Origin of the sequence: Motilibacter aurantiacus (assembly GCF_011250645.1) — a bacterium.
Lineage (GTDB): Bacteria > Actinomycetota > Actinomycetes > Motilibacterales > Motilibacteraceae > Motilibacter_A > Motilibacter_A aurantiacus.
Genome location: NZ_JAANNO010000002.1, coordinates 108,379 through 127,133, shown reverse-complemented (window position 1 = coordinate 127,133; position 18,755 = coordinate 108,379). Strand labels below are relative to the sequence as shown.

General features: G+C 72.7%; 10 protein-coding genes. 8 read left to right on the top strand and 2 right to left on the bottom strand.

Features of this window, described 5'->3' with window-relative positions; translation table 11 throughout:
* Positions 1–89 precede the first annotated feature (89 nt).
* Positions 90–9,818 (top strand): Calx-beta domain-containing protein, encoded by a 9,729-nt coding sequence (locus G9H72_RS04560; RefSeq protein WP_166168208.1) that lies wholly within the window; start codon positions 90–92, stop codon positions 9,816–9,818.
* A gap of 57 nt (positions 9,819–9,875) precedes the next feature.
* Here G9H72_RS04560 and G9H72_RS04555 read toward each other — a convergent pair whose 3' ends face one another.
* Complete coding sequence (locus G9H72_RS04555; RefSeq protein ID WP_231126427.1) at positions 9,876–10,703, bottom strand: alpha/beta fold hydrolase; 828 nt, start codon at positions 10,701–10,703, stop codon at positions 9,876–9,878.
* Between the two features lie 223 nt (positions 10,704–10,926).
* Between G9H72_RS04555 and G9H72_RS04550 the strand changes: the two genes are divergently transcribed.
* The 7 genes from G9H72_RS04550 (at position 10,927) to G9H72_RS04520 (ending at position 17,862) form a co-directional block, all read left to right on the top strand.
* Entirely contained in the window at positions 10,927–11,892 is a 966-nt protein-coding gene (locus G9H72_RS04550) for a helix-turn-helix domain-containing protein (RefSeq protein ID WP_166168205.1), read from the top strand.
* Between the two features lie 100 nt (positions 11,893–11,992).
* Positions 11,993–14,017, top strand: a complete 2,025-nt coding sequence (locus G9H72_RS04545) for an ATP-dependent DNA helicase (RefSeq protein WP_166168202.1) — start codon at positions 11,993–11,995, stop codon at positions 14,015–14,017.
* A gap of 9 nt (positions 14,018–14,026) precedes the next feature.
* Positions 14,027–15,505 (top strand): non-homologous end-joining DNA ligase, encoded by a 1,479-nt coding sequence (ligD, locus tag G9H72_RS04540; protein ID WP_166168199.1) that lies wholly within the window; start codon positions 14,027–14,029, stop codon positions 15,503–15,505.
* A 10-nt stretch (positions 15,506–15,515) separates the two neighbouring features.
* Positions 15,516–15,794, top strand: coding sequence for a helix-turn-helix transcriptional regulator (locus G9H72_RS04535; RefSeq protein WP_331271980.1), 279 nt, complete (start codon positions 15,516–15,518; stop codon positions 15,792–15,794).
* 194 nt (positions 15,795–15,988) lie between these two features.
* Positions 15,989–16,579 (top strand): DUF6318 family protein, encoded by a 591-nt coding sequence (locus G9H72_RS22225; protein ID WP_269205050.1) that lies wholly within the window; start codon positions 15,989–15,991, stop codon positions 16,577–16,579.
* A gap of 29 nt (positions 16,580–16,608) precedes the next feature.
* Positions 16,609–17,460: a hypothetical protein gene (locus G9H72_RS04525; protein ID WP_166168193.1), complete on the top strand. Its 852-nt coding sequence runs from the start codon at positions 16,609–16,611 to the stop codon at positions 17,458–17,460.
* Positions 17,461–17,661: 201 nt separating this feature from the next.
* Positions 17,662–17,862: a cold-shock protein gene (locus tag G9H72_RS04520; protein ID WP_166168190.1), complete on the top strand. Its 201-nt coding sequence runs from the start codon at positions 17,662–17,664 to the stop codon at positions 17,860–17,862.
* A gap of 180 nt (positions 17,863–18,042) precedes the next feature.
* Here the strand turns inward: G9H72_RS04520 and lexA are convergent, their stop codons facing one another.
* The gene (gene lexA, locus G9H72_RS04515; protein WP_166168187.1) at positions 18,043–18,714 is read right to left on the bottom strand and encodes a transcriptional repressor LexA; all 672 of its coding nucleotides are present in this window, start codon (positions 18,712–18,714) and stop codon (positions 18,043–18,045) included.
* Positions 18,715–18,755 lie beyond the last annotated feature (41 nt).

The following is an 18,755-nucleotide window of genomic DNA, read 5'->3' as shown; positions in this document are numbered from 1 at the left end:
GCCCGCGACGCCGGCGCTCGTACTCCCTTGGTGCCGCGCGTCATCCCGCTGCCGGCCTTCCGTGCCTGCTTCCCGCCCCGGAGACCTCTGTGACCAGCCGCCTCGGCGGGGCCCACCGCGCCCCCCGCACCGTCCTCGCGCCCCGCACCTGGGCGTACCTGCTCGTCGCGCTGCTGGGCGCGCTCGGCGTCGCCGGAGCCGTACGCGCCGGTGCCGCCCCCGGCTCGGCGGACATGTCCTTCACGTGGGCCATGGCCGAGCGGATCGGCGCGGACGCCGACGGGGACGGGAGGGTGGACTACGACACGAGCCCCGGATACCTGAACCCCAGCTCCTGGAACGCCACGCTCGACGCCTGTCAGGCCCCGGCGGTCCGGGACCGCGGCGCCGGCACCCGGGTCGTCTGGGCCGTCAAGGGCGGCACGCTCGACCGCACGGTCACCGCCGGGTGCAGGACCGAACAGCAGTTCCCGAGCCTCGGTTCGTACGCCGTGACCGCCACGATCGCCGGCGAGCCGGGCGTCACCAGCGCGCAGCCGGTGACGCTCAAGGACGTCCTCCTCGTCTCCGTCGGCGACTCGGTCGCGTCCGGCGAGGGCAACCCGGACACCCTGGGCCCCGCCCCGATCGGCCCGTTCCCGTTCTACGGCCCGGTGTGGCAGGACAAGCAGTGCCACCGCAGCGCGCTGGCCGGCCCCGCGCAGGCCGCGATCCGGCTGGAGAAGCGCGACCCGCACAGCTCGGTGACGTTCCTCCACCTCGCCTGCAGCGGCGCGACGATCGGGACCGGGCTGCTGGGCCCGTACGAGGGCATCGAGCCCGCCGAGGGGCCGGTCAAGCCGGCCCAGCTCGACGAGGCGGTGCGGCTCGCCGCAGGGCGGACGATCGACGGCCTGCTCATGTCGATCGGGGCCAACGACCTCGGCTTCGCGCCCATCGTGAAGTCCTGCCTGGCGCTCGCCCACTGCCACACCGCGAGCGTGCCGGTCCCCGACAACGCCCAGCACATCTACGAGACCGGCCTGCCCAAGCTCGCCCCGGCGTACGCCCGGCTGGACGCGAAGATCGACCAGCTCGCCGCGGCGGGCAAGGTCGACAAGGTCTTCCTGTCCCAGTACTTCGACGTCGCGCAGTACGACGACGGCTCGGTCTGCTCCGGCCTGACGGACGCGGAGCGGGCCGCCGACAAGAGGCCCGACGGCTCGGTGAGCGACGGCTTCTCCCAGGACGAGCACCAGTGGGCCACGAGCACGGTGGTGCCGGGCCTCAACACCGCGGTGAAGGCCGCGGCGGAGAAGGCGGACGACAACGGCGGCCCGAGCTGGGCGCTGGTCGACGGCATCGCCTCGAAGTTCGCCACGCACGGCTACTGCGCGAAGGACCGCTGGATCCGCCAGCTCTTCGAGTCCTTCGCCTACCAGCGGGACCAGAACGGCGCCTTCCACCCCAACGCCGAGGGGCACCTCTACGGCTACGGCTCGCGGATCGAGGAGGTCACCGCCCCGGTGCTCGGCATCGGCGGCACCCCGGTCCCGTTCGCCGCCGACCCGGCCGTGGCCGCGACGGCGGAGGGCGTCGCCGGCATCCTCGGCACGCTGGACGGCCTCGACGCCTTCGAGCAGCTCGCCGAGCTGATCCCGGTCGCGGACCGGGCCACCATCAACACCTACTACCAACAGCTGTTCACCTGGATGGCCTGGGCGCAGGACAAGATCGAGCAGTTCTCGGGACGGGCAGAGAGCTCGATCACCGCGCTCGACGCCTTCCTCGACGACATCAACGGCGACGGCAACAGCGCCGAGGACATCCCGGGCCTGCCGGGCGGGGTGAAGGTCGACGTCGACGTCGACATCCAGCCGCACGTGCCGGCGACCGAGTACGACGTCAAGCTCAAGCTGAACGTGGCGCGGGAGGGCAAGTCCGACGTCGCCTACGAGTCCGACGGCCTGAAGCTCGACGGCGTGCAGGCGCTGACGAGCGCGATCAACTGGGTCTCCGACCTCGACGCGAAGGTCCGGCCGAAGAAGAAGGGCAAGGACAAGGACTGGCTGACGATCCCCGCCGAGAAGGACTTCGGGACGGTCAAGCTCAAGCACGACGGGACGCTCGATGCGGCCAGCACGCCGCTGAAGCTGGACGTCGGGCTGCTCAGCGCCTCGGCGACCGGCAAGGTCAAGGCCGACATCGCCGTGGGCGCGAAGTTCAAGGACCCCGACAAGGACGGCGTGATCGACGCCAGCGAGCTCGGCCTCGGGCTGTTCTCGGTCTCGTGCACGTCCGGCGGCGCCGACATCGCCCTCGACGTGGAGGCGGGGCTCAAGGGCCTCGAGGGGAAGGTCGGCAAGGTCACGCTCACGGACAAGAACCTCTGCGACGGGTTCAAGGCCCCCGACTTCCAGCTCGCCGAGCTCGGGGACTTCGAGAACGTCACCGTCGCGGACTTCGTCAACGGCCTGGCTCAGCTGACCACCGCGCTGAGCGCCGCTCAGCAGTCCGGCGACCTCGACCTCCCCTTCGTCAAGGAGGGCCTGTCGGCGGTCGTGTCGCTCAACGAGCGCCTGGTGAAGTTCTTCGTCGACAACGGGCTGACCGACCCGGCAGACCCGATGGCGACGATCACAATCGACCCGACGAAGCAACCGGGCTTCGCGACTCTCGACAAGATCGTGCCGAAGCTGGTTGCCGCCCTCGGGCTTCCCTCGTCCGACGCGCTCAACGTCCGCTGGGAGGGCGGCCGGCTCCTCCTCGACGTGAAGCTGGCCTCGGACCCGGCGGCGGAGCCGAACGCGGGGACGCTGGACTTCGGCGACACGCTCAAGAGCGCGGGGCTGCTGTCGCTCACCGGGAGCGCGAAGGCGACGGTCGACCCGGCGTACGCGCTCGACCTCACCCTGGGCGCGGACCTGCGTCCCGGCCTCGCCCTGGACCAGCGGTTCTTCGTCAAGGCCGGCACCGGCCCGGAGCTCACCCTGGACGGCGCGGTCACCGCGGACGTCCACCTCACCGGCAAGGCCTCGCTCCTCGCGGTGGACGTCGAGGACACGGCGAACGGCCCGGTCCCGCTGCTGCAGCGCCGGGACCCGGCCAGGCCGATGGTCGCGATCGACCTCGTCGACCGGTCCGGGGACGGGGTCGTCACCCTCGCCGAGCTCGGCGCCGCCGCCGCGGCCGGCCAGTCGCCGGTGGCCGTCGCCTTCAACGCCATGCTGCCGGCGACGGAGCTGACCGTCGTCGGGTCGCTGGCAGGGCAGCCGCTCGCCACCGGGAAGGTCACGCTCAGCTGGCCGCAGGTCCCGGACACCAGCGGGAGCGGGGCCTTCAGGGTCACGGCCGACGCGGCGTTCACCAACACGCTGCTCCCGTTCTCGTACGACCCCGACGACCCCACCGCCATCGTCGGCCAGGTCCTCGGCGCCGCCCGCGAGGCCGTGGTGCGCCTGCGCACCGCGATCGCCGACGACCCGTCGGCCGCGGCCGACCTGCCCCTGGTCGGGCGGAGCCCGGCCGACCTCGACCCCCTGCTGGCGAAGCTCGTCACGGCGCTCGACGACCTCATCGCGGTCAACGACGCGCTCACCCTCGAGCAGGCCGAGCAGCTGCTGGAGAAGGGGCTCGCCGACGCGCTCGGCGTCCGCGGGACCGCGGACCTGGTCACGCTGGGCTACGAGCCGGCGACGGCCGACAAGCAGGCCGCCCTGCTGGTGAGCCTGAAGCTCGGCGCCTGCACCGACGACCGCAATCGCACGGGCTGCACGGTCACGTCCGCGCCCGCCGAGTCCGCGCTCAACCTGCGGCTGGGCAGGACGTCGTCGTCGCCCGGCCTCGCCGGGCTGGGCGCCGCGGGCAGCGTGCGGGTCAGCTACGACGTACGCGCCGTCCTGGACGTCGGGGTCGAGCTGCCCCGGGTCACCCTCGGCAGCACGCCGTCCACCCCGCCCGGCGCCGGTGGGGCGAAGCCCCGTCTCTTCGTCGTCGACACGTCCCGGCTCGACCTCGGCCTCGGCGCCAAGGTGTCCGGCACCTTCGACGCGACCGTCGGGGGCGTGACGGTCAGGCTCGGCACGCCCGCCAAGCCCGCGCACGCGGCGGTCGCGGCGCGCTTCACCCTCGCCAAGGCAAGCCCCACCCGGCAGCGGTCGACGAACCTCAAGACCTTCTTCGAGTCCCTGCTGCCCGCGCCCGGCGCCGGCAACCTCCACGAGCCCGACCCGGCGCTGCAGGCCAGGTGCACCGGCGCCCCGGCGGGCGTCGACGCGTGCGCCGTGCTGCCGGTGACCCTGCAGTCGACCCCGCTCGGCGACATCACGTTCAGCGCGCCGGACCTGCTGGAGCCCGACGCCTGGGCCTACGACATCGAGGCGCTCGAGAACTCGCTCTCGAGCCCGGCCGTGCAGTTCTCGCTGCTCCTGGACGGGCTGCGCCTCGTCTCGCAGAAGCTGCAGGCCGCCCTGGAGGCCATGCCGCCGGGGTCGAAGCTCCCGCTGATCGGGGCCGACCCGACCGCCGGGGCCGACGTGCTGCAGAAGCTCGACGAGGAGGTGCTGGGCCGTGCCCAGTCCCTGGTGGCGCAGGTGCAGGAGGCTACCTCCATTCCCGCGATCGAGCAGCGCACGCGGGACCTGCTCGGGTCCATCCCGGTCCTCGTCGACATCAACAAGGACAGCACCCGCAACGGGCAGGACGTCACGGTGACCCTGCAGTGCCGCAAGGGCAGCGGCGTCGGCACGTGCGACGCGGCCCAGCCCGTCGGCGACCTGCAGAGCTTCGAGGTCAGGCTCCCGATCGGCGGGACGGTCCTCGACGCGAAGTCCGCCTTCGACATCGGCTTCCCCGGCCTGCGCCTCGCCAGCGACGCGGAGATCGGCGCCAAGGTGGCCTGGCAGCTCGACCTGGCCTTCGGCGTGGACCGCACGAACGGCTTCTACGTCCCGTCCAACACCCAGCAGCCCGAGCTGCAGGTGACGGCGTCGGCGGCACTGCCGAACTCGGCTACCGGCAACGACCTCGACGCGACGCTGGCTTTCCTGCCGATCGCGGTCGAGGACGAGAACCCGGGGGACGACATCACGGTCAAGCTCGGGGTCGACCTCAAGAGCTCGGCACCCGGCGGGATCCTGACGCTCCAGCAGCTGGGCAGCCTGTCGCTGCAGCCGTCGCTCGACGTGCAGGCGAAGCTCGACCTCGGGCTGGCGACGTACCTGCGCGCCGGGCAGACGTCCTCGTTGCCGAAGATCAAGGCCGACCTGCGGGTCGGCGGCAGGCTGACGTGGAGCGGGGCCGAGGGCAGCAGGCCCGAGCCCCAGTTCACCGTGAGGTTCGACAACGTCCGCTTCGACATCGGCAGCATCGTCACCGACTTCCTGCGCCCGGTCGCCCGCGACCTGCGGACGTTCATCTCGCCCATCGAGCCGACGCTGGACGCGATCGAGAAGCCCATCCCCGGGGTTGCGGAGGCCGCGCGCTGGGCGGGCAGGCCGGCGCCGCGCTGGATCGACCTCATGCGCGCCGTCGACTCGGCCAACACGCAGAACGGCCGCACGAGCGGGCTGCAGGTCATCGACCGGATGCTGCTGCTGAAGAACCTCGCCCAGGCGCTCGATCAGCCGGCCGGGCAGAACGGCGAGCTGCTCCTGGGCTCCTTCGACCTGGACGCCGCGGCGGCACTCGGCCCGGTGCCCTCCGACCAGCTCGACGCCCTGGTGCGGAACGCGAGCGTCGCGACCGGCCCGGGCGGGACGAAGAAGGTCCTCGAGCGGCTGAGCCTGCGGCCCGAGACCCAGGGCGCCCTCGCCGACGCCCAGGCCAAGGGCGGGTTCACGTTCCCGGCCTTCGACGACCCGAAGCTGCTGTTCGGGATGCTCCTCGGCAAGGACGTCCCGCTGGTCCGCTACGACGCGGGCAAGCTGGGCGTCGAGCGCAGCTTCTCCTTCAGCTACCCGATCGGCCCCTTCACGCTCTACATCGGCGGCTCCGCCGGCATCGACGGGCACTTCGCCGCCGGCTACGACACCTACGGCTTCCGCAAGGCGTTCCAGGTGCTCTCCGACGACGACCCGGGCAACAACGGGTTCTGGGACGTCTCGAAGGGCCTGCTGCAGGGGCTCTATCTCGACGACCGGGACCAGCAGGGCAACGACGTGCCCGAGATCCGCTTCCGGGCCGAGCTCACCGCCGGCGCATCGGTGGGCGTGCCCGGCGTCTCGGTGGGCGCCGAGGGCGGCGTGCACGGCAACGTCGACATCAACCTGCGCGACGACGACGGCCGCGTCCGCTTCGAGGACGTCGGCCGGCAGTTCGCCGTCAACAGCAACCCGGTCTGCATGTTCAACGCCTCAGCGCACGTCGGCGCGTTCATCCGCGCCGTCGTGGACACCCCGCTGGGGGACGTGGAGTACCCGATCGCGAGCACCACCCTCCTCGACGAGCCCGACCTGACCGAGTGGTGCAACACCCCGCAGGACGCCGGTGAGCCCAAGACGGCCAGGCGCCACGCTGACGGCACGCTGGTGCTCAACGCCACGGCGAACGCGGACACGTTCATGATCGACCAGGTCGAGCCCGGCGTGGTGTCGATCAGCGCGCTCGGCGTGCAGGAGCGGTTCGAGGGCGTGACCCGCGTCTTCGGCGACATGGGCGGCGGCGCCGACCGGGTCGAGGTGCACTCCTCGGTCCCCGCCCAGCTCGACGTGGTCCTCTGCGGGGGGCTGCAGGCCGACCAGTTGCACGCCGACACCGGCAGGGCGGGGCTCTACGGCGACGCGGGCCCGGGCATCTCCATCCCGGAGGACGGCGTGGACAAGCCGCTGCCGTGCTCCTCGGCCGGAAGCGGCGGCCGGGACGACCTGCGGTCGGGGGCGTACCCGGACGTGCTCGAGGGCGGCCCCGGCGACGACGCCTTCGACGCGGGCGGCGGCAACGACACGCTCGAGGGCGGTGCGGGCAACGACACCCTGCGCGGCGGCCTCGGCGACGACGACGTGCAGGGCGGCGGCGACCAGGACACCACCGACTACAGCGACCACACCGCCGCCGTGACCGTGACGCTGCCCGGCCCGAGCGGCTCGGCCGGCGAGAAGGACACGGCCGACGCGGTGGAGACCGTCATCGGCAGCGCGGGGAACGACACGATCGTCGCCCCGCACGACCGGACGGTCCGGATCGACGGCGGGCCGGGGGACGACACCCTCACCGGCGGCGACGCGACCGACCTGCTGATGGGCGGCAGCGGCGACGACACCCTCGCCGGAGGCGGTGGCGGCAACCAGGTCGCCGGTGGCCCGGGGGACGACCGGTGGGTGGACGGGCCCGGCTGGGACTCGTTCTTCGGCCAGGAGGGGGTGGACACCGCGGACTACTCCGCGGCGCCCGGGCCGGTCGTCGTACGGCTCGACCGGCTGGCCAACGACGGCGTCGTGGGCGGTCAGCCGGACAACGTCTTCGACGCCGATACCGTGCTCGGCGGGGCGTACGACGACGTGCTGCGCGGCAGCAGGGCCGACGAGACGCTGCGCGGCAACGGCGGCAAGGACCTGGTGGAGGGCGGCCCCGGGCGGGACGTGCTGGCCGGCGGCGACGGCCCCGACACGCTGCACGGCGACCCGGGGCAGGACACGCTGGACGGCGAGGCCGGCGACGACACGGTCGACGGCGGCGCGGGGGCGGACGACCTGCGCGGCGGGGCCGGCTACGACACCGCCGACTACGCCGACCGCACCGAGTCGCTGAAGATCACCAAGGACGACGTGATCGGCGACGGGAGCTACCCCTACGACTGGAGCGCGGGCGGCCAGGCCCAGCTGGACAACGTGCACACGGACCTCGAGCACCTCGTCACGGGCAGGGCGCGCGACGACGTCTGGGGCTGGAGCGGCGCCGACGTCATCGAGACGCACGACGGCTGGGACCACGTGTTCGGCATGGGCGGGGCGGACGTCCTGGACGCCGGCCCGGGCAACGACAACGTCTACGACAAGGACTACGTCGACCACCTCGACGACGGCGCGGCCGACGTCCTGCGCGGGGGGGAGGGCAGGGACTACCTCGTGGCCCAGGGCGGCGCCGACCGGACCGAGGGCGGCTCGGGTGACGACGAGATCTGGGGCTCCCCGCAGCAGGACGTGGTCCTCGGCGGCGACGGGCGCGACACCGTCCACGGCCGCGACGGCAACGACCGCATCGAGGTGCAGGACGGCGGCAGCTGGGTGGACGCCGGCCGGGGCGACGACACCGTCCTGGGCAGCGCTCAGGGCGACTGGGTCTACGGCGGGCTCGGCTCGGACACAATCGAGACGTTCGAGGGCGAGGACACGGTGTACGGCTACGGCGAGCAGAACGCGGCGGCCGACGGCGCGAACGTCATCACCACCGGGCCCGGCGTCGACACCGTGGTCGGCGGCGACGCGGTGGACACCATCAGCACGGGTGAGGGCGCGGACTCGGTCAACTCGGCCGGCGGCGGCAACGACGTCGTCGACGGCGGGGCCGGTGGCGACAACCTGCACGGCGGCCCGGGCAACGACCTCGTCGACGGCGGCGAGGGCGAGGACACGATCGGCGGGCTCGACGGCGACGACACCCTGCGCGGCGGCGACGGCCGGGACACGATGTCCGGCTGGGCCGGCAACGACGTGCTGAGCGGCGGTGCCGGCAACGACGCGATGGACGGCGGGACGGGCGACGACACGCTCGACGGCGGTACCGGCGCTGACATCTTCGTCGGGGACACCGGCGTCGACACCGTCACGTACGCCGCTCGCACCACGTCGGTGGTGGTGGGCTTCGACGGCAACGCCAACGACGGCGACGAGTCCGACCGGCACGCGACCGACCCGCTGTCCGGGCAGCGCGACTGGGTCCAGGACTCGGTCGACCGGGTCGTGGGGGGGGCCGGCGACGACCGGCTCAGCATCGACCACCCGCGGCAGGCGGCGGCGACGCTCGAGGGCGGCCCGGGCCGGGACACGCTGCTCGTGCTGGCCACGGCTCCCGGAGCCATGACCCTGCTGGGCGGGGACGGCGACGACGCGCTCACCGGCGGTGCGGGGGCCGACCTGCTCGACGGCGGCCCGGGCGACGACGTGGAGAAGTCGGGTTCGGGTGACGACCGGTTCGTGCAAGGCGCTTCGGCCAACGGCGCCGACGACCTGACGGGTGGCCCCGGTGCGGACACCGCCGACTACTCCGGACGGGTGGTCGGATCGGCCGCTGTCACGCTCGACGAGCTGCCCAACGACGGGGCGGCCGGCGAGGGCGACAACGTCCGCGGCGACGTCGAGGGCTCGGTGCTCGGCGGCGTGGTGCCGCCGCCCCCGCCGCCCCAGCCCACCCCGACGGTGCCCGTGCCGCAGCCGACGCAGCCGGGCCCGCTGCAGCCGGCGCCGACCGGGACGGCCGCCCCGCAGCCGGCGCCGCCCGCCCCGCCCGCCCCGCCCGCGCCGCAGCCGGCGCCGTCGCAGACCGCGGTGCCGCAGCCGGCGACGCCGAAGGTGTCGGTGAGGGCCGCGTCGGTCGCCGAGGGCAAGCCCGGGAAGAAGGCGAAGCTGACGTTCACGCTCTCGCTGTCGCCGCCGGCCAAGGGACCGGTGACGGTGCGCTGGGCGGCGGCCGGCGTGACGGCCACCGCGGGCAAGGACTTCGTCAAGGCGTCGGGGACGGTGACGTTCCGCAAGGGCCGCACGTCGGCCACCGTCACGGTGCTCGTGATCGGCGACCGGTCCAGGGAGAAGGCGGAGACGCTGCGGGTGACGCTGTCGAGGCCGGCGGGCGCCGTCCTGGGGGCCAGGTCGGCGGTGGGCACGATCCGCAACGACGACCGCTAGGGCGTACGGCATCCGGGTGCCAGGGCCGCGACCACGGCCCTGGCATCCGGATGCGGCTCAGCCCAGCTCGCCCGCCGCCCGGCGGATGAGCGACACGACCTCGGCGGGGTGGCTCATCATCGGCACGTGCGAGCTGTCCAGCTCGACCGTCGTGGCGCCGGCGCGGGCGGCCATCACCCGCTCGGCCTCCGGCGGGATGACGTGGTCCTGCTTGGCGACCATGTACCAGGACGGGATCGTCCGCCACGCCGGCACGCCCGACGGCTCGTCGAAGGTCGCCAGGGCGGCGGGCCGCTGCGCCGCGGCCATGACGGCCGTCTCACGCGGGCTGAGGTCCTGGGCGAAGACCTCGTGGAAGTCGGCCGGCTTGATGTAGCCCTCCAGGCTGCCCGGCCCCGGCGCCGGCCCGGGCCAGCCGCGCAGGTCGATGTGCTCGAGCAGGTGCGTGTCGCCGCCGCCCAGCGTGCTGGCGGTCTGGACGTTCTCGCCCTGGTCGAGCGCGAAGGCCGCAACGTAGACCAGGGATTTGACATTCGGGTTCCCGGCTGCGGCGTTCGTGACGACCGCGCCGCCGTAGGAGTGTCCGACGAGGACGACCGGGCCCTCGATCTGGGCGAGGACGGACCGGAGGTACGCGGCGTCCCCGGTGAGGCTGCGCAGCGGGTTCGCGGGCGCGAGGGCGCTGTAGCCGCGCCTCTGGAGGCGCTCGATCACCTCGTTCCAGCCGGAGGAGTCGGCGAAGGCGCCGTGCACGAGCACGACCGTCGGCTTCGGCGCGTCCTTCGCGGCCGCCTCGGAGGCGACGGGGGAGTTGAGCGTGGCGAGCAGTGCCGCGGCGGCGAACAGCATTCCGCCGCGGCGCAATGACCGGCGTTGCAGGCGCATGAGCCCTCCTGATCGTGCTGACACGGATCGGCCCGGCTCGTGCGCTGCGACGGTGAAGCGCTTTCCGGCCGGATGCGGGTCACGCTAGGAGGGTCGAATTCGGGCTGTCTCGGCTCTGCGTGCAGGAGAATCGACCATGGGTGCACCGCGGATCTTCCGCCGACGGCCCCGGGAGCGGTAGCGTCCGGGACGGATGCCCGACCGGCCGCGGGGGTGCGCGGAAATGGCGCTGCTGCTCGACACCGACACGATCCCCGGCGCCCGGGCGCGTCTCGACGCGTTCCACGACGCGTGCGCGGCGGCCGACATCCCCTGGTACGTCGTCCACGAGGGCCAGCAGGACGGGCTCCGGTCCCGGGTCGAGCACTGGCAGCTCGGCGGGGTCGCGCTGCTGACCGAGTCCAGCGGGGGCATCTCCTGCCGTCGGACGGCCCGCGAGCTGCGCCGGGCGCCGCGCGAGGTGCTCGTGCTCAGCGTGCAGCAGGGGGCGGAGTGGGCGGCCGAGACGCAGGGCACGACCCGCACGTCGCTGTCGAGCGAGCTGTTCCTCAAGGACCTGACCACCACGTCGCACTACGTGCGGCGGGGGCCGGGCTCCGCCCACTTCCTCCTCGTGGACCACGCGCGGCTCGGGCTGCCGGCGGAGGACGTACGCCGCGCCGTGCGCCGGCTGGAGTCCAGCCCCCTGCTCGACCTGGTCCGCGACCACGTCGCCGGGCTGGTGCCGGCAGCGCGCGTGGTCGCGCCGGGCCCGGCCACGGCGGCGCTGGCCGCCGCGACCATCGAGCTGCTGCGCGCGCTGGTGATGACCGCGGCGGACGAGGCCGGGGCGCCGCGGGCGTACGCGCTGGCCGAGACGCTGCTGCCCCGGCTCCGGCTGCACATCACGCGCAACCTGCGCGACCCCGGGCTGACCCCGGCGCGCATCGCCGCGGCGCACGCGGTCTCGCTGCGCCAGCTCTACAACGTCTGGGCGCGCAGCGGCGAGCCGACGCTCGCGCAGTACATCCTGCGCGAGCGGCTGGCGGGGGCGCGGGCCGAGCTGGCCTCGCCGGCGGGGCGCGGGCGTACGGTCGCGGCGGTCGCGTCCGGGTGGGGGTTCGGCGACGCGACGCACTTCGGGCGGCGGTTCCGGCAGGCGTACGGGGTCAGCCCGGGGGAGTGGCGGCGGCAGGCGGCCGGCTCCTGACCCGGGTCGTCCACAGGCGCGGGCCGTCGCGGGCGTGGCGCCGCGCGGTCGTCCCCAGCCTCCCCCGCAGACGGCGCCCGGGCGCTTAACCTCGTACGTCATGGCGAGCGGCGTGCGCAAGATCCCGGGCGTGGGGGAGACCCTCAGCGCCGCCGTCGCCGCGCTCGGGGGCGCCGAGCGCGTGGGCCAGGTGACGATGGCGGAGGCGGTCGCCGACGCGATGGAGGCCGGCGAGCACCTGCTGGTCCAGGCGGGCACCGGCACCGGCAAGTCGCTGGCCTACCTGGTGCCGGCGCTGCTGCACGCGGCCCGGGGGGACGGCCCGGTGGTGGTGGCCACGGCGACGCTGGCGCTGCAGGCCCAGATCGTCGACCGGGACCTGCCGCGGCTGGCCCACGCGGTGTCGCCGCTGCTCGGGCGCAAGCCGACCTTCGCGATCCTCAAGGGCCGGTCGAACTACGTCTGCAAGGCCAAGCTCTCCGGCGCGGTCCCCGACGACGACGCGTCGGCCCTGTTCAGCACGCCGTCGACCCCGCTCGGCAAGGACGTGCAGCGGGCCCGCGAGTGGGCGGGCGAGACCGACAGCGGGGACCGTGACGAGCTGGTGCCCGGCGTGTCGCAGCGGGCGTGGCGGCAGGTCAGCGTCACCTCCCGCGAGTGCGTCGGCGCGCAGAAGTGCGCGTTCGGCCAGGAGTGCTTCGCCGAGCTGGCCCGCGCGCGGGCGGCCGAGGCCGACATCGTGGTCACCAACCACGCGCTGCTGGCGATCGACGCGCTCGAGTCGTTCCAGGTGCTGCCCGAGCACGACGTGGTCGTGGTCGACGAGGCGCACGAGCTGGTGGACCGGGTGACTGGGGTGGCGACGGCGGAGCTGACGGCGTCGATGGTGGAGCGGGCCGGGTCGCGCGCGCTCAAGCTGGTCGACGACGAGGCGGCCGACCTGCAGGAGTCGGCGACCGAGCTGGCCCGGGCGCTGGACGACCTGCCGCCGGGCCGGCTGCCCTCGCCGCTGCCGGCCGCGCTGACCGACGCGCTGATCACGATGATGGACGCCGCGCGGGCGACGCAGTCGGCGCTCGGGCGGGTCAAGGACGCCGATGAGGGCGACAAGAAGGCCGCGCGGGCGGCGGTGGACGCGGCGTACGAGGTGGCCGACCGGCTGCTCACGGGCTCGCAGTGGGACGTGGCGTGGGTGACGGTGAGCGAGCGCGGGCCGGCCGTGGCGCGCAGCCTGCACGTGGCGCCGCTGTCGGTGGCCGGGCTGCTGCGCGACCGGCTGTTCGGCGAGCGGACCGTGGTCTGCACGTCCGCGACGCTGGAGCTCGGCGGGTCGTTCGACCTGGTGGCGCGCTCGCTCGGGCTGGGCGTGATCACGATCGACGGCGAGGACGTGGCGGGGTCGGCGTACTCGTCGCTGGACGTGGGGACGCCGTTCGACGCGGCGCGGCAGGGGATCCTCTACGTCGCGTCGCGGCTGCCGCAGCCCGGGCGGGAGGCGATGGCCCCGCAGGTGCTGGACGAGCTGGCGGCGCTGGTGGAGGCGGCCGGCGGGCGGACGCTGGGGCTGTTCTCCTCCATGCGGGCGGCGCAGGAGGCGGCGTACGCGATGCGCCAGCGGCTCGACGTGCCGATCATGCTGCAGGGCGAGGACACGACGGCCGAGCTGGTCCGCCAGTTCGCCTCGACCGCGTCGTCGTGCCTGTTCGGGACGATGTCGCTCTGGCAGGGCGTGGACGTGCCGGGGTCGGCGCTGCAGCTGGTGGTGATGGACCGGATCCCGTTCCCGCGGCCGGACGACCCGCTGATGGCGGCGCGCAAGGACGCGGCGGGGCCGGCCGGGTTCCAGACGGTCTACACGGCGCACGCGGCGCTGCGGATGGCGCAGGGCGCGGGCCGGCTGCTGCGGGCGGTGACGGACCGGGGCGTGGTGGCGATCCTGGACCCGCGGCTGACGACGAAGCCCTACGGCCGGTTCCTGCGCGAGAGCCTGCCGCCGTTCTGGATGACGACCAACCGCGAGACCGTGCTCGAGGCGCTGCGCCGGATCGACAAGGACGCCCCGCCGATCGTGCCGGTCCGCGTGCCGCCCCCGCGGGCGGGAGCGGTGGCCGTCGCTTCGGGGTAGGGGCGTCCCGTGGCCGGCAAGGACAAGCTGTCGACGTACCGCTCGATGCGGTCGGCCGATCGCACGCCGGAGCCGGTGCCCGCCGAGGGGCCGCTGCCGGAGGGCAATGACGACACGTTCGTCATCCAGGAGCACCACGCGACGGCGCTGCACTGGGACTTCCGGCTCGAGCGGGACGGGGTGCTGGTGTCGTGGGCGGTGCCCAAGGGGCTGCCGACCGACCCGAAGCGGAACCACCTGGCGGTCCACACCGAGGACCACCCGCTGGAGTACGCGTCGTTCGCCGGGGAGATCCCGCACGGCGAGTACGGCGGCGGGCAGGTCCACCAGTGGGCGCGCGGGACGTACGAGACGGTGAAGTGGACCGACCGCGAGGTCCAGGTCGTGCTGCACGGCGGGCCGGCCGAGATCGACGGCGCGAAGTTCGTGCTGTTCGCGACCGGCGGCAAGAACTGGATGGTGCACCGGATGAGCCCTGCCCCCGCCGCGGTCTCGGGAGGCGCCTGGGCGCCGTTGCCCGAGCTGATCAAGCCGATGCTGGCCACGGCGGGGCCGCTGCCGCCCGCTCGGGACGACGACCAGTGGGCCTACGAGATGAAGTGGGACGGCATCCGGGCGGTCGTCTACGTGGAGGGCGGCCGGGCGCGGGCGGTGTCGCGCAACGACCTGGACGTGACGGGCGGCTACCCGGAGCTGCGGGCGCTGGGCGAGGCGCTCGGCTCGCGGCAGGTGGTGCTGGACGGGGAGCTGGTGGCGTTCGGCCCGGACGGGCGGGTGTCGTTCGGGGCGCTGCAGCAGCGGATGCACGTACGCGGCTCCCAGGTGCGCGCGCTGGCCCGCTCGGTGCCGGTGACGTACCTGGTCTTCGACGTGCTGCACCTGGACGGGGAGCCCACGCTGGGGCTGCCGTACGACGAGCGGCGGGCGCTGCTCGAGGGCCTCGGGCTGGCGGGGGCACGCTGGGCGACGCCGCCGGTGTTCGTGGGCGGCGGCGCGGACGCGATGGCGGTGTCCAAGGCCCAGGGGCTCGAGGGCGTGGTGGCCAAGAAGCGCGACTCGACGTACGACCCGGGGCGGCGCTCGGGGTGCTGGGTGAAGGTCAAGCACTTCCTCACCCAGGAGGTCGTGCTGGCGGGCTGGAAGCCGGGGGAGGGGCGGCGCCGCGGGGGCATCGGGTCGCTGGTGCTGGGGGTGTACGGCGACGAGGGGCTGACGTACGTGGGGAACGTGGGGACCGGGTTCACGTCGGCCGCGCTGGCCGACCTGGAGCGGACGCTCGCGCCGCTCGAACAGGCCCAGAGCCCCTTCGACGTCGAGGTCCCGAAGACACACGCCAAGGACGTGCATTGGATCTCACCAACCCTGGTTGGTGAGGTTGAGTTCGGTAACTGGACCCGAGACGGAAGACTGCGTCACCCTTCGTGGCGGGGCCTGCGGCCGGACAAACGGCCGGAGGAGGTACGTGTAGAGCCGCAGGGAAAGGGCTAGGCTGCCCCTCGTGGCCGATCGAGAGTGGACCTTCCTCAGCAACCACGGGCACGTGCTCGTGGCCATCGCCCAGGACCCCGAGGCACGGGTCGTGGACATCGCCGAGCGAGTCGGCATCACCGACAGGGCCGTGCAGGCGATCCTGAACGACCTCGAGTCGACCGGGTACGTGCGCCGCACGCGTGAGGGGCGCCGCAACACGTACCGCGTCCTCCGCGGGGGCCGGCTGCGCCACCCGCAGGAGAAGAAGGTGCGCGTCGGCGGGTTCCTGGAGCTGTTCGGCGCCTGAGCTGGCTTCACGGGAGGCGGTCGCTGCTGTGGCCGCCTCTTCGTGGTTGGTGCTCGCGGGAGTCCGGGGGGTCTGCTGGCAGTGGCGGCCCCTGGCTTGAGCTGTTGACGGGTCGGCCCTCCGGGTGAGGCCAGCCTCACCCGTCTGTGGATAACCCGCGCGGGGTGCGTCTGCACTAGCTAGCGTCCCCGGTCATGCGCTACTGGTCCTTGGGCAGGGTGGCCGCCGGCGGGGTGGCTGGAGTCGTGCTGGCTGGGTGCGGCGGGGGTGGGGGCGCTGCTGCGCCGGCGGTGGTGATACCGACGGTGGCGGTGAGTGTGGGTGCGAGCGCGAGTGCGACGGTTACGTCCGTTGTCCCTACGCCGACTGCCGACGTGACCGCACATGATTTCGAAGGCGCCAAGGCCTTCGTTCGCCACTATGTAGCACTCCTGAATCGTGCTTATGGTACGGGCGACGTCGCCCCGTTACTAGCACTGAGCAGCGGTGACTGCCAGACATGCTCGAGGTACGTGGACTCCGTCGAGCGAGTACATGAAGCCGGTGGTCACTTCACCAGCTTTGCGATGGTGCTGAAAGACGTTGCCGCGCCGGGAGGAGCGCCGACCGGGTTCCAGGACATATCAGTAGTAGCTGACCATGCTGCTCTGGCCTACCGATTGCCCGGAGGAAACGAACGGGTTGTGGACCAGCCGGTCGTGGGCAGCAGTTCCATCTTCCGCCTGGTGCGTCTGGATGCGGGCTGGCAAGTTGCGGAAGTCATCGATGCGGACGGTTCGCTATGACGAGGTGGTGTAGACCTGCCTCCGTCCTGATGCTGCTAGTCCTGTCGTGGCTGTTGCAGGTGGTGCCAGCGGAGGCTGCAGATATCGAGATTTGCGGTCCCAAGAGTTGCGAGGGGGACGGCTGGGTCGTTGGGGAGGAGGCGACTACACCGGGCTCCGCCAAGGATGGCGGGTCCTCCGGAGGCGCTGCCGCTCCCGGTGCACAGAAACCCTACATCGAGAAGGCCTACACCCCGGCCTGCGACGGCAACAAGCCGGAGGAGGTCGTCGACTCCGGTTGCACGCGAGCAACAACTGGCTGCGGGGTGGGACAGCTCAACTTCTGGGTGTGGCGGCGCACCGTTGACCCGGTGGCGGGAACTCGCAGCGATTGGCAACAGGGTGGCATGGTATGTCGCTCGCCGAGGGATCCGACGGAAGAAGACCCGCGAGCTACTCTTCCGCAGATTGTCGCAGCCTTCAAGGCATTAACTGTGCCAGTCGCAAGACCACAAATCCAACCCTCCGGCAGGTCGCTGGTGGGATTGGATACGATCTTCTACACGCGAGTCGGTGCTCAAACCTGGACTGATGTCCTCGTCGCGGTGGAGCAGATCGACTTCACCGCGACCCCCGAGCGCTACATCTGGCACTTCGGTGACGGCACCGAGCTCACCACCACGGACCCGGGCAAGCCCTACCCGAACCAGACCATCACGCACCAGTACAAGCAGTCCGGCGCACGCGTCTCGCCATCAGTGACAGTCGTTTGGGCAGGCAAGTACCGCCACCATGACGAGACCACCTGGCACGAGGTTCCGGAGCGGGTGGAAGCGGACGGCCCGAGTGTCACCCTCGAGGTTGCCTCGGCGGCATCCGAGCTGGTCAGCGGGGAGCAGTAGGGCGCGTCCGGAACATCCAGAAAGGTGCCCGCTAGCCCTTTGCCGAGAGTGGCCTGACTGCTACGCTCCACCTCGGTCGCAAGAGGTTCGTGCGTGTGTGCGTAGGTTGCGTGTCGCTCGCAGTGGATCGATCACGCGGGCGTGTAGGTCCCATGCAGAGGTGGGGCCCCCGTGGCGGCCGAGCCAGGAAGGTTCAAGGTTATGGCTCAGGGCACCGTTAAGTGGTTCCGTGACGACAAGGGCTACGGGTTCATCGAGCAGGACGGTGGCCCCGACCTGTTCGTGCACTTCCGTGCCATCCAGGGCAACGGGTTCAAGACCCTTGCCGAGGGGCAGCGCGTGGAGTTCGACACCGAGCAGGGTCAGAAGGGGCCGCAGGCGGTCAACGTCCGCGTCGTCTGAAACACCCTAGACTTCGACGAAGCCCCGCCGACTGATGGTCGGCGGGGCTTCGTCGTTGTGGGTACTGCGGGTCGCGGCCCCACCCGCTTCCCGGGAATGCACGCACCTCTCGGCAGGTCAATACTGCGACGGTTACGACTTCGTAACCGTCCAGTGAAGGAAAGCTGTCGAGATGGCCGGCTAGACCTTTCGTAGCACCGCGACAACGCGCCCGAGCACAGTTGCGTCGTCACCGGGAATGGGCTCGTAGGCGCTGTTGTGTGGCAGCAGCCAGATGTGGCCGTCGCGCCGGCGGTAGGTCTTCACCGTTGCCTCGCCGTCGATCATGGCCGCGATGATCTCCCCGTTGTCCGCTACGGGCTGCTGCCGGACGACGACCCAGTCGCCGTCGCAGATCGCCGCGTCGATCATGGAGTCGCCGCGCACCTCGAGCAGGAACAGTTGCCCGTCGCCGACCAGGCGCCGCGGGAGAGGAAAGACGTCCTCGACAGCCTGCTCGGCCAGGATCGGGCCGCCGGCCGCGATCCGACCGACCAGGGGCACGTAGCTCGGGGCGGGGCGCTCGTCGAGCTCGCCCGTCTCGTCCGGCACCGCGTCCAGCTCCGGCGTGACGACCTCGATCGCTCGCGGCCGGTTGGGGTCACGGCGCAGGTAGCCCTTGCGCTCGAGCACCCGTAGCTGGTGAGCGACGCTGCTCGGACTGGTGAGCCCAACGGACTCACCGATCTCGCGCATGCTGGGCGGATAGCCCCGGCGCTCCACGTTGTCGCGGATCACCTCGAGCACCTTGCGCTGACGAGGCGTCAGCCCGGACGCGTCGGCAGGGCCGTCGGGGATCTCGCGGACGCTCACGCGCTCCTCCAAGTAGTGCTGCAGCCCCTCGCGCCGCCAGT